At 73.5% G+C, this 12637-nt stretch carries 5 protein-coding genes and 1 pseudogene; 1 reads left to right on the top strand and 5 read right to left on the bottom strand.

The features are described 5' to 3' along the window. Positions 1–142 precede the first annotated feature (142 nt). The 3 genes from ACFVYI_RS12970 to ACFVYI_RS12960 all read right to left on the bottom strand — a co-directional run bounded on the left by ACFVYI_RS12970 (position 143) and on the right by ACFVYI_RS12960 (position 5988). A complete protein-coding gene (locus ACFVYI_RS12970) occupies positions 143–1207 on the bottom strand; it encodes a Gfo/Idh/MocA family protein (protein ID WP_387884266.1) in 1065 nt (354 codons plus the stop codon). A gap of 255 nt (positions 1208–1462) precedes the next feature. After that, entirely contained in the window at positions 1463–2674 is a 1212-nt protein-coding gene (locus ACFVYI_RS12965) for a tetratricopeptide repeat protein (RefSeq protein WP_387884263.1), read from the bottom strand. A gap of 41 nt (positions 2675–2715) precedes the next feature. Next, the gene (locus tag ACFVYI_RS12960; RefSeq protein WP_387884262.1) at positions 2716–5988 is read right to left on the bottom strand and encodes a CHAT domain-containing protein; all 3273 of its coding nucleotides are present in this window, start codon (positions 5986–5988) and stop codon (positions 2716–2718) included. A gap of 371 nt (positions 5989–6359) precedes the next feature. On the opposite strand from ACFVYI_RS12960, the gene ACFVYI_RS12955 reads away from it, so the two are divergent. Next, positions 6360–9284: a tetratricopeptide repeat protein gene (locus tag ACFVYI_RS12955; RefSeq protein WP_387884259.1), complete on the top strand. Its 2925-nt coding sequence runs from the start codon at positions 6360–6362 to the stop codon at positions 9282–9284. 180 nt (positions 9285–9464) lie between these two features. Here the strand turns inward: ACFVYI_RS12955 and ACFVYI_RS12950 are convergent, their stop codons facing one another. Continuing rightward, on the bottom strand, positions 9465–10007 hold the full coding sequence (locus tag ACFVYI_RS12950; protein ID WP_387884256.1) for a hypothetical protein: 543 nt from the start codon (positions 10005–10007) through the stop codon (positions 9465–9467). Positions 10008–10081: 74 nt separating this feature from the next. Then, positions 10082–12637: pseudogene (locus tag ACFVYI_RS12945) on the bottom strand (hypothetical protein); the annotation flags it as partial.

Below are 12637 nucleotides of genomic sequence, written 5' to 3'. Positions count from 1 at the left end.
GATGTGCTCAGTGATCGAATGCGATCACTGAGCGGGTGACCGGTGCTCCGATCCGGTTGCCGTGCCGGATTCGGGCGGCCGGCGCGAGGACGCGCCGGGTAGCCCGTGTCCGAGATGAGCGGGACGCCCCCGCCGGGCCGGGTCACTCCCCGGGGAAGACAACACCCAGGTCGCGGCGGACACCGTCCAGGACACGCATGATGTCCAGCGTCTCGGAGAGCGGCATCAGGTCGGACTCCAGCCGGCCGGCGCCGATGCACCGGGCCGCTTCGGCGGCCTGGTAGCTCAGGCCCCCGTGGCGTTGCACGGGGACGAACGTGTCGATCGGCGTGTTGTCCCGGCCGATGAGACGCACCCGGGCGGACCCGTAGAACGGCCCGTCGATCTCCAGACGACCCCGCGTCCCCGAGATCGACGCCGTGGTCGGGGTAACGGCGAAGAGCGACGTGTTCAGCACACCGTGCGCTCCGGAGCCGCCGGTGACGACGATCGATGCCTGGCCGTCGACCCCGGTGAAGGCCTTCGTGCCCACCGCGGTGACCGAGGCGAACGGCCCGAGCACCATGGAGGCGAAGGAGACCGGGTAGACACCGAGATCCAGCAGCGCCCCGCCCGCGAGCTCCGGAGCGAAGAGGCGGTGCGCCGGGTCGGGCTCCATCGACTGCCCGTGGTCGGCGAAGACGGTGTGCACCTCCCCGAGCAGGCCGGCAGCGAGCACCTGGCGGACCACGTCGATGTGGGGCAGGAAGCGCGTCCACATCGCCTCCATGAGGAACACCCCGCGCTTGCGGGCCGCTTCGATCAACTCCTCGGCCTCACGGGCATTGCGCGTGAACGCCTTCTCCACGAGGACGTGCCGGCCCGCCTCGACCGCCCGCATCGCCTGCTCGAAGTGACCCGAGTGCGGTGACGCGACATAGACGATGTCCACCTCGTCGTCCTGGACGAGTTCGGCACAACTCCCGTAGGCCCTGGGGATGCCGAACCGGTCGGCGAACGCACGGGCACGCCCGGCGTCGCGTGAGCCGACGGCCGCGACCCGCTGCCCGGTGTGCGTCTGCAGCGCCTCAACGAAAGCGGCCGCGATCCCGCCGGGGGCCATGACGCCCCAGTTCAGCGCCGGGGCCTCGCGGGGGGAGGGCGTCCGCGGTGCGGGCAGCGTGATGCGCGCCGCCCCGTCCGGGACGACCGGTCGGTCCTGCGTCATGGGAGTTCCTCTCGATCGCCTGCGCGAGCAGTGGTGCGACCGCAATGGAATCCGCCCGCACCACTGCTCGGCAACCCCTGCCGTAGAACCGGCCTGCTCGGCCTGCCCGGAAGGACCGCCGGAACCCGACTGCCGGGCAGCCCCCGCCCCCGGCCGCCGGCGTCGCCCGGTGGCTGCGGGAAGCCCCACGCCGGCGACACCGGCGTCATCGTCCCGGCGCGCGGGCCCACTCGACGTGGACTCGCGTCGCCGGCATCAGGCGAGTTCGTCGATCAGCCAGTCGAGCTGTCCGACGATGGATCGGACGAGTGGGTGGTCCTGGCCGAGGATCCGCCGGTAGCCGGAGAGGCACGTCCTCAGGAGCCCCGCCGCTTCCTGGCGACTGCCCACGTCGATCAGGACGTTGGCAAGGTTGTGGCGGGCCTGGAGGGTGCTCAGGTGACCTTCGCCGTGCCGGCGGACGGTACTGACCTCCACCTCACGCAGGACGACGGCGGCTTCCTCGTAGCGGCGCCTCGCGTGGAGCACGGCTGCGAGGTTGTTGCGGATGGAGAGCGTTTCGTCGTCGCCCAGCCCGCCGGTGCCCTCGTACGACGCCAGAACCGCGCTCAGCACCCGCTCCGCCTCGTCGAGGCGGCCGAGCCGGCACAGGACCGCACCAAGATTGGCACGCGCGGTGCGAAGGGCGTCGTGGTCACCCTCCGCCTGCCGTTCAAGACGATCGATCAGATCGCGCAGTTCCCTCTCGCCCTCCTCCCACCGGCCCGCCTTCGACAGCGACGCCGTGTACTCGTTCGCGTCCTTCAGGGTGTCGGGATGGTCCGGCCCGAGGGAGTGTCTGCGGCGCTCCAGCACGTCCCGGCGCAGCGCGGCGGCTTCCGGCACGCGGTGCAGGTCCTCCAGGACGCCGGCCACGTGGGCCGCGCTGTCGAGCGTGTCCGGATGATCACGGCCGAGGAGCGAGGCCCGGGTGGTCCAGACGCTCCTCCACACCTCCTCCGCCATCCCCAGCTCTCCGAGCTCCCGGATCACCCTGGCCAGGGTGGCCGCAGTGGTGAGGGTCTCCGCGTGCTCGTAGCCCAGCGTCCGCGTTTGCAACCGCACCAGGTCCATCAGGCGCTCGCGGGCCTCCTCCCGGCCTCCCTCCATGTGGCTGAGCACCACGGCGTACTCGCGGAGCGCCGCCTGCGTCTCCAGGTGATCGGGCCCCAGCTGCTGCAGCGCGGCGTTGAGCTTCAGCCCGTAGTAGAGGGCGGGAGACACGGGAATCCGGGAGATCTCCTCCTCCGTTCCGCCCGGTCCGATCACCGTGAGGATCCACTCGCCTGCCGGCGCAAGCCCGGCATCGGCCTCGGCGTCGGCATCGGCATGGGCCTCGGCGTCGGCGGCGGCTTCGTGCCCCGGCTCGGGCACCGGTCCGGCCGGCTCGTCGGAGGTCCTCGGGCGGCCTCGCCACCATCGGGCCATATCGGGTCGGTTCCTCTCTCCCGTCGGAGGCGGGCTCCTCGTCAGGCTCCGGAGTGCACGTAGGCCGCCCACAGGCTGGGCACATCGTGGAAGGCCTCGCGGCACTCACGGACGGCGTGGTGCAGGGCGGCGGCGCTTCGTTCCGCATCGAGGCCCGGCAACTCCGACGGCCGCCCGCGGCGCAGGAAGCGGTAGAAGCTGCCGGTCACCCGCACGGACACCGCGTCGTGCACCTGCCAGAGCGTTCCGATGACATGCGGATAACCGGCCACCTGGAACGCCGAGGTGATGTGCACGAATTCGTCCGCCAGGCGTTTGGAAGCCCTCGCGGTCACACAGGCGGACAGCACCGCGAGCCGCGCCCTGGGCAGGTCCAGCCGGGAGACCCGGTGGGCCGTCAGCGGATGCCGCTGGTGGTCGTGGACCAACAGCTGGGCGTGCGACGGATCGTCCGGATCACTCACTCCGTGGCAGGCGAAGTGAACGTACGAGAACTCGGGCAGCTCCCGCAGGATCCGGAGCGTCGTCGCGTCCTCGCCGGTGATCAGATCGAACGGCAGGAGGTTCACGAGCTTCGCAACCTCCCGCCGGGCACCGTGCAGCGGGCGGGCTCCGGGTGTCTCGGGCTGCGTCACCACCAGCAGGCGGCCCGGCGGCGACGGATCGGCCGCCCGCGCCCGGGCGTAGGCCAGCGCCCGAACGGTCGGCGTGTAGGAGGAGATCACCCGGTCGACGACCGCGCGACGTCCGTCGTGGTGGCCGGCCGCGTGCAACGGCAGCGCGGCGAGCGCACCGCCCGGCGACCACCACAGCCGGGGCCAGTCATCCCCCGGTGGCTCGTCGAGCAGCCCGAGCCGGGCGAGGACCGGCCCGGCGACGTGGTCCCACGCCCAGGCCAGCACAGCCCGGACGGTCTGCTGGGCGTTCCGCTCCCCGGCCGGATCGGTCGCCGCCGCGAGGGCGCCTTCCAGCCGCGCCACCTGGTGTTCGACCACTCCCGGACCGGCTTCCGGCAGCGGTACCACCAGCACGCCCTCCGGTCGCAGGATCAACGCGTCGCTGCGGTACGAACTGCAGTACGCGAGCACCACCGGTCCCCGATCGGCACACGAGAGGAGGCTGGAGAGGGTCGGCGCTGCCAGGAAGTCCGCGAAGCCGGGCAAGGCCCGGATCCGCGCGACGAGCCGTTCCCACTCGACAGCCAGCCGATGCCGGTCATCGGTCGTGTGCGACCGCTCCTCAACGTCGAGAGCCTCGACCTCGTCCCGCAACCGGAGGAAGCGCGCGGCGAGTCGCGGCTGCACGGCGAGCAAGCGCTGCCACCCCTCGCGCGGTGCGATCGCCTGCCAGAGCAGTACGCCCCGGCCCTGCTCCAGCAACAGAACGGCGAGCTCCGGGTCGCCCGCGTTGACGGCGCACGCCGCCGCGTCGGCGGCCAGCCCCTGGACCCGCGCGAGGCCGTGTTCCCGGTCACCGAGCCCCAGTCGCTGGGTGATGCCGAACGGGAGCAGATCCACCGCGAGCCGGAACGCCCGCGTCGCCTCCGACCAACGCCGTCCCTCCGCGGCGGCGGCGCCCCAGTCGCGGGCCGCCCGGATCCGCCGGACGGCTGGAACCGTCTCGTTCTCCGCGACCTGCCGGTAGACGTCCTCGGCCGCCCGCAGCACGCCCGGATCACCGGCGACGTCGTACAGGCTCCGCAGGGAGCGCGCGTAGGTCCACAGGTGACCCGCGTCCGCCGCTTCGCCCTCGGAGGGCGCCCACACCGCCCGGCCGGCCGTGGTGACCGCCTGCTCCAGCAATGCCCGGTCCTCGGTGGCCTGCGCCTTGGCCGCGAGCATCGTGCTGAGGTTGTGCAGCACCCGGGGAAGTCCCGGGTCACCGTACGGCAAGGCCTCGGCGGCCCGGGTCAGCAGCCGGATCGCCTCGTCGAGATCGGCCCGGCCGACGGGCTCCTCGCGGCGACTGCCCAGGGCGTTGGCGAGGTGGTTCACCCGCTCGCTCCATTCCGGGCTGGTCTCCGGGGTTCGGATCAGCACCAGTCGGGCGACCTTGACGGCCTCGGCCGCCGCCCACTCCTCTCCGGTGCGGTCGTACCAGGTCTGCAGGATCACCCCCAGGTTGTCCAGGTGGGCGGTGGACTCCCGCCCGGCCTCGAAGAGTTCGACCGATCTCCGAGCCAGCTCGGCGGCCTCACGCAGCGAGGCCAGGTCACCGGTCTGGTGATAGCGCTCGCGCAGCGCGACCGCGAGGTTCGGCATGCACCAGGGCCGCTCGGGCAGACACCCGGCCACCGCCTCCCGCAGTACCTCGACGGCCTCGTCCAGCAGTTCCGCGTCGCCGGTCCGCTGACCGAGCCGGTGCAGGACATTGCCCAGACTGTTCAGCCTTTCCACCCGGTCCGGGCTCGACGGCCGGGTGTGCCGAACGGCCTCGCGCAACAGGCCCACGGCCTCCCGCAGCATCGCCGTGCCGCCACCGTGTTCTTCGGCCAGCCGCAGCGCCACGCCCAGCCTGGCCAGCGCCCTCAACCGAGCCGGATGGTCCACGCTCTCCGGGGCCTCCGCCAGCGCGGTCCTGGTGACCCGGAGCAGTTCTTCGAACTCCGGCACTCCGGGTGCGGCCGCGATCCACGTGATCAGTATCCGTGCGAGGTGGTCCAGCACGGTCGCACGACGGCGCGCCCCGCGCGGGCAGTCCACCAACGCCGCGCGCAACAGCACGAGCGCCTCGTTCAACGGATCGAGGTCACCCGTCAGTTGGAAGGAGCACTCGCGGGTGAGCGCGAGTTCGGTCATGACCCGTGGTCGTAGCGGATCGCCAGGCCCCGCATGGCTCAGCGCTCCGCGCCCCGCGCTCACCGCCTCCGCCAAGTCCTGCTGGTCCCCGGCCTCCTCGTACCGTCGGCGGAACCCCGTGCCGAGCATCAGCAGCGCGAACGCCCGGTTCCGGCTCGGCTCCAGCGGGGCCTCCACCGCCCGCCGCAGAGCCCCGATCGCGCCGTCCAGGTCGTCGCGTCGATGCTCGTTGTCAAAGCGGTCGCTCAACGCGACCCCGAGGAAGAGCGCGTCCTGCTCCGTTTCCGCACCGGGCCGCGCCTCGTCGTACAAGGCGATCAGATCGTCCCGGTCGCGGTCGTCACCGAAGGACGACCATCTGGTCCACAAACATGCCCGGAGATTCGCCGCTGCGATCCGGTCGTCCCGCTTGCCCGACGTCTCTCGCAGCGCCGTCCGGTACCCCTCGACCGCCCGGTCCAGGTCACGCCGGTCGCCGGTCCGCCGGAACCGCTCCATCAGCAAGAAGGCCGTCACCGTCCAATCCGACGGTGCGACTCCGTCCCCATGCGACATGACAGGCCCCCGTGTCCCGCAGTGGTTCCTTCACCATATCCAACAGGCTTGCACGGCTTGGCCGTTATGCCGATGCACGTGGAGGGGGCGACGTGACGGAAGCGGGGCCGGCCACGAACGGCCGGGCTTTCCCCCAGCGCGCCGGCCACACCGGCCGGGCCGACCATCGACACGCGCCCGCGTCGGCTCGTGGAACACGTTGCCGATCGGCCCGTGATGCGGCCAGTACGTGCCGCCCCGCGGGTCCGCCCCCCGCTTCCGCCGAACTCCTCCCGCAGGGCGCTCCCACACGGAATCATGACCCCGTCGAATGATTGACGGAGGATCAGATCATGATCGAATCGGCGCCACCGCCGGAACACCCGGGCGACGGTACGGAACCGGACGGTGCCGGCCCGGAACCGGACGGTTTTGGCGCCGTCCACTCGGCCGTCGTCAACAAGATCATCGACTCGACCGTGAACGGCTCCGTCATCCAGGCCGGGACGTACATCCACCAGGAGGCCCCGCCGCCCGAACCCCAGTGGCCGGTGCTGATCGGCGCCCTGCCGATCCTGGCGAGTGCCTTCCAGCCGCGGGCCGCCGTCCGCGCGAAGGTCGACGAGGCGCGGGCCGGGCACGAGACCGTGGTGCTGACGCAGGTCCTCGCCGGGGGCGGCGGGGTGGGCAAGAGCCAGCTCGCCGCCTCCTACGCCCACCGGGCGCTGCGCGAAGGCGTCGATCTGATCGTCTGGGCAGCGGCCGCCGACCCGCTCGGCGTGCTCACCACGTACGCCGACGCGGCGATCGCGGTCCAGGTACCCGGTGCCACCGACGCACCGGCCGAGGCCGAACAGAACGCCCGCCGCTTCCTCAACTGGCTGAGCAGCACCGACCGCAGCTGGCTGGTCGTGCTCGACGACGTCACCGACTTCACCGCGACCGGTCCGCTGTGGCCGGGAAGCTCGCGCCGGGGCAACGGCCGGGTCCTGGCCACCACCCGGCAGCGCGGCGCCCACGCCTCCGGCGGCGGCCGCGCGCTCGTCCCGGTGGACGTCTACAGCCCCGAGGAGGCGGCCGCCTACCTGGGCGAGCGCCTCGCCTCGGCCGGGTTCCCGTACCTGCTCGACGACCGGGCCGAGGAGCTCGCCGAGGCCCTCGGAAGGCTGCCGCTCGCCCTCGCGCACGCCGCCGCGTTCATGGTCAACCAGGGCCGCACCTGCGCCGCCTACCTGGACCTGTTCCGCGAACGCACGCGGACGCTGGAGGCGATGCTGCCGCCCGACGCGGACACCGAGCTGTACGGGCGGCCGGTCGCCACCGCGCTGCTGATCTCCCTGGAGGCGGCTCAGCGGACCGAGCCCGAGGGCCTCGCCGTCCCGGCGATCCAGCTGGCGGCCCTGCTGGACCCGGCCGGACACCCCCGGGAGCTGTGGACCACGCGCGCCGCGACCGAGTACCTGGCCGAGCGGCGGGCCGCGCCCGCGGCCGGGAGCCCGGACGCGCCGAACCCACCGGCCCCCGTCGAGGCACCGCCGCCGCACAAGGGGCGGCGCTCGGGACGGTGGTCCGCCCGGTTCCGGCGCGGCGGGACCGCCCCGGACCCGCCCGCCCCAGCCCCGGTCGGCGCCGACGAGGCGCTGACCGTGCTCGCCGTCCTGCACAACTACAACCTGATCGCCAACCTCCCGGCCGGCGTCCCCCTCCCCCACCCGGGGTCCGGGCCGACCCACCGCCCCGCCCACCGGGAGATCACCATCCACGCGCTGACCGCCCGCGCCGCCCGCGACACCACCGCCGAACCGCAGTGGCCACAGCTCGCGGTGATCTGGGCGCTCCACGAGCTGTGGCCGGAGCAGGAGCACGCCGACCACCGGCTCGCCGCGAGCCTGCGCGCCAACACCGCCGTGCTGCACGGTGTCGTCGGCGACGACCTGCACCACTTCCCCGGCCACCTGCTGCGCGAGAAGGCCGGATTGAGCCTCCTCCACGCCGGACTGGGCGAGGCCGCCGTCGCGCACTGGGAGGAGGAGGTCCGGGTGGCCGTCCGCACGCGGGGCACCGCCGACCAGCGCGCCCTCACCGCCCGGACGAACCTGGCCGCCGCCTACCGCGAGGCCGGCCGGGCGGTGGACGCCGCCCGACTCCTCAAGCAGGTCGCGGTCGCGCAGCAGGTCCTGCGCGGGCCGGAGGACCCCGACACCCTGACCGTCCTCGCCGGGCTCGCCACCGCGTACGCCCAGGCGGGTCTGCACGATGACGCCGTCGCGCTCAAGGAGCGCGTGCTGGCCGGCCGGGAACGGGCCCTCGGACCGCGCCATCCGGACACCGTCAGCGCCCGGGCCGGCCTCGCCGTCTCGTACAACGCGGTGGGGCGGACGGACGAGTCCCTCGCGCTGGAGGAACGGGTCGTCACCGAGATCCAACGCGTCGACGGCTCGGACCGCGCCGGCGGCGACCCCCATCATCCGGACGCGCTCACGGCCCGCGCCAACCTCGCCGACACCTACCGGGAGACCGGCCGCGCGGCGGAGGCGATCCCCATCCAGCAGGAGGTCCTGGCCGCCCGCGAACGCGTGCTGGGCACCGAACACCCGGACACGCTCTGGTCCCGCATGCAACTCGCCGCCTCGTACGCGCACGTCGGCCGGGCCGAGGAGGGCACCGCCATCGAGGAGCGGACCGTGCCCGACCTGGTACGAGTGCTCGGCGCCGACCACCCCGTGACCCTCACCGGCCGGGCCAACCTGGCGGTCTCCTACCGGCGGGCCGGCCGCAACGACGAGGCCATCGAGGTCGGCGAACCGGTCCTGACCGCCCGCGCCCGCGTGCTCGGGCGGGACCATCCGGACACGCTGGCCTCCGCCGCCAACCTGATCAACGCCTACGCCGAGGCGGGCCGGACCCGGCAGGCCCTCAAGCTCGCCGAACTGCTGCTCCCCCTGCAGGAGCGGGTCTTCGGCCCGCGCTCCGAGACCGCGCTGATCGGACGGCACGCCGTCGCCACCCTCCGGATCCGCAGCGGAATGGCCGTCCTGGCCGACGACCCGGCCCTGGCCGCCCGGCACGCGGCGGCGGCGCTGGCGGCGGTGGGCCCGCACGTCGAGCCACGGCTGCCGTCCTTCGCGACTCTCCTGCGCGCCGCCAGGGGCCTCGCCGCCCAGGCCGCCGAGGCCATCGAGACCGCCCAGGCCGCCGGGAATGCCGGGAATGCCGGGAATGCCGGGGCCGACGGGACTTCCCGGTCCGTCGGCGAATCCGGCCGGAGCGGCCTCTGACCGGGCGGCCGCACCGGCGCCCCTCCCCGGCCGGGAAGAAGTCGGGCCCGCCGACGTCCGGCGCCGGGCACCGCCGGGCACGGCTCGGCGACCAGCTGCTCAGCGGCTCAGGGGCCCGTCACCGGGACGCGCGGCGTCCCGGTGACGGGCCCCGGTCAGGAGTCGCTGGTCGACCCCCGGTCAGGAGCCGCCGAGGTAGCGGGACTCCATGTACACCGTCTGCTCCGTCTGCCCCTGGTCCGCCAGCACGCTGAAGCGGCTCCCGGTGGAGGTCCTGAAGTCGACGAAGAGGTCGTAGGTCACGGCCTTGTCGAAGGACCAGCCGAAGCTCCGGGTCTCGGTCTCGGAGTCGAACCCGGTCTTGTTCCCCTGCCCGGGGGTCCAGTGGACGGGCCGGGCGACGTCGACGGAGTGGGCGGAGAGGAAGCGGCCCACGCAGTCCTTCGGCGCCCGGAAACTCAGGTTCAGGTTCTGATCGGGGTACTTCGAGCTCCCCGAGAACCCGACCCCCTGCAGGTCGCACGCGGGCAGGTCCAGCCCGAACGCCTTCGCGACCCCTTCGAGGGTCTGCCCCTTCGGGGTGCCCGGGTACGCCCTCGGATCCGGGTCCGCAGCCGTGCAGCCGGACGCGAGGGTGACGGCGACGACCACGTTCACGGCCACCGCCGCCGCGCGCCCCAGCCGTCCGGGACCGTGCGGTCCGACTGCGCTTCGTACTCGCATGACTGTCCTTTCCCGGGCGGGGACCGTCCCGCGAGGAAGGCCTCGCGGGACGGTACCCGATCCGAATCCGCCGATCAACCAGTGGTGGTGTCGACGTGCCCGGTCGAGCTCCCCTGGACGGTGAAGTCTCGGGCGTACCCCTGGCTCGGCGCCAGGGCCAGCATCTTCACGTCGACCGGGATCCCCCACACGTCGATCGGCGGCTTGTCCATGTCGAAGTTGTATTCCTTCTTCACGTCGAACCGGTAGTCCCCGGAGAGCCGCACCTTGCCCGGGCTGACGACCGTCGCCGTCACGTCCCCGCTGACGCGGTACTGGATGGAGTGCAGGGCGAAGATGTGGTCCTTGGAGCCGGGGTACTTGTAGGTGAACCCGAGCCAGTTGGAGTCGAGCTTCACCGTGCACGTGGTACCGACCCCGCCGCTGCACTTCTCCGCCGCGGACTGCGCGTACTTGGCGGCCCGCTCGTTCAGATCGGTCTGCATGGTCGGGTTGGTGTAGAGGTCCCGCATCTGGTCCGCCGAGAAGTTGAACGGCTTGCCCGACTTCTTCTCCCAGTACCTGAACAGCTCGCAGGACATCGACCCGGCGTGGCAGGCCCACAGCTCCGCGCCGCCGACGATCGTCAGCATCGGGTCCGGCTGCCCCTGACTGCCGAGGTTGCGCCAGAACTTCTCCCAGCCGCTCGGCTCGTGGAACGGCGGGTGCTTCTTCGGGTCGTCCTCGTCACTGGTGTAGTCGTGACCGTCCGCGTCACCGACGGAGACCGTGCCCGGCGGGGGCGGCGTCGACGGCGGCTGACTCTGCTGGGCGGCGCGGGCACGCTCCTCGGCGGCGATCTTGTCGGCCGCGGTGCGCATCGCCTCGGTGCCGGCCTGCGCCGCCTCCTCGGCGCTACGGCCCGCGGCCAGCGCCGAGTTCCGGGCCTGCGTCGCGGACCCGTAGGCGGAGCTCGCGTACGAGGCCGCCTTGGAGGCGGAGTAGGACGCCCAGGCCGCCGACTTGGTCGCGGCCGAGGCATCGGCGCGGGCCGACTTCTCGGCGCTCTTCGCCTGCTGCGCGGATGTCGCGGCCTGCTTGGCCGACTTGTCCGCCCGGTCCGAGGACTGCCGGGCCTGGTCCGCGTAGCCGTTCGCCTCGTCGGCGGACCGGCGGGCCTGGTCGGCGTACTTCTGGGCCTCGGCGGCAGCGCCCTGGGCCGTCAGCGCCGCCGCGGTCGCGGTCGCCGCCGTCTCCTGGGCGATGGCGGCGGTGTTCGAGGCGTCGGCCACGATCCGCTGGATGTCGGCGGCGTGGACGGCGCTCTGCTGGTCCTGCTCGGCGGCTCGGTACTGGGCCACGGCGACGAAGTTGCGCAACTGCGTGGGCGCGCCGGCCAGAGCGACCTGGGCGGAGGCCGTCAGCTGGGGACCGCCGCCCGCGGTCAGCGTGAGCGCCGTCACCCGGTCGTCCTCCTCCCGGGCGCGGTACTGGTCGGTGTCGAGGAACTGGTGGAACGCCGCGGGCGTGTTGGCGTCGACGGCCCTGCTGCCGGCCTCCTTGACGGCCCGGCCGCCCTGGCTGATGATCCGCAGGATCTCGACCCGGTAGTCCTCGGCCATTGCTGCGTCCTGGCCTCCGTTGAGGAAGGCCTGGATGTCCTGCGGCGACCCGTTCACCGCGGCGAGGGCCGCGGTGCGCAGCCGTGGGTTGGTGGACTCGGCGAGGTGGGCGACACGGGACAGGTCGTCGTGCTCGGCGGCGAGGGCCCGGCGCTGCTTGAGCCACTCCAGCACGTCGCCGTCGGAGCCGGTGAGCGCGTCCTTGGCGGCCTGGCTGGTCCAGGGGCCACCGTCGGAGAAGAGGCTGACGGCGGCCTGACGGCCCATCCGCACGGCGGTGGCCGGGTCGGTGCCGGGGGCCACGGCATCGGTCAGCAGCTTCTTGGTCTCGGCATCGACGCGCGCCGCCTCGGCCCGGTCCTCGCGGTCCTGGGCCCCGCGCTCGTCGTACTGCTTCTTCACCTCCTGGGCCTGCTGGATCTTCTTGTCCTTCTCCGCCGCCAGCTGAGCGGCCTCCGCGGCGCGCGCGGTCTCCTCGACCTGGCGGGCCGCGGCCGCGGCGTCGGACGCGGTGTTCGCCGCGGCCACCGCGGCCTGGGCGTGGAGGGTGGCCTGATTGGCGTCGCCGGCCGCCTGACCGGCGTGCGCCGCGGCCTCCTCGGCCGCTTGAGCGGCGTTGTTGGCGTGGCGGGCGGCGTCCTGGGCCGCTGCCTTGGCCTGTTGCGCGGCAGTGGCCGCGCGCCTGGCGAGGGCCTCGGCGGAGTTGGCGGCGCTGGTCGCGGTGGCGGCCGCCGCACGTGCCTTGGCCGCAGCGGCCTTCGCACGCTCGGCCTGGGCGCCGGCGGCCTGCGAGTACCCGCCGGCCTGGGCGGCGGCATCGGCGGCCGCGGCCGCGTTCGCCCCCGCGCTGGCGGCGGACTTGGCCGCGTCCACCGCATTGATCACCGCGGTGACCGCGTGGTCGACGGCGTCCGCGGCGCGCTGGGCGTCGGCGGCGGCGTCGCGCGCGACCTTCGCGGTGGCGGCCGCCTTTGCCGCCCCGCCGGCCTCCCCCCCGGCCCCGGTGGCGGCCTGGTAAGCACCGGGCGG

This window comes from Kitasatospora sp. NPDC058218, from assembly GCF_042882445.1.
Taxonomy (GTDB): Bacteria; Actinomycetota; Actinomycetes; order Streptomycetales; family Streptomycetaceae; genus Kitasatospora.
The sequence above is the reverse complement of the archived record's forward strand: the minus strand, read 5'-3'. Positions and strand labels throughout refer to the sequence as shown.

Excerpts from the sequence above, each read along its gene's own strand:
- ACFVYI_RS12950 (WP_387884256.1), bottom strand. The coding sequence starts at position 10,007 with ATGCGAGTACGAAGCGCAGTCGGACCGCACGGTCCCGGACGGCTGGGG.
- ACFVYI_RS12965 (WP_387884263.1), bottom strand. The coding sequence starts at position 2,674 with ATGGCCCGATGGTGGCGAGGCCGCCCGAGGACCTCCGACGAGCCGGCC.
- ACFVYI_RS12955 (WP_387884259.1), top strand. The coding sequence starts at position 6,360 with ATGATCGAATCGGCGCCACCGCCGGAACACCCGGGCGACGGTACGGAA.
- ACFVYI_RS12970 (WP_387884266.1), bottom strand. The coding sequence starts at position 1,207 with ATGACGCAGGACCGACCGGTCGTCCCGGACGGGGCGGCGCGCATCACG.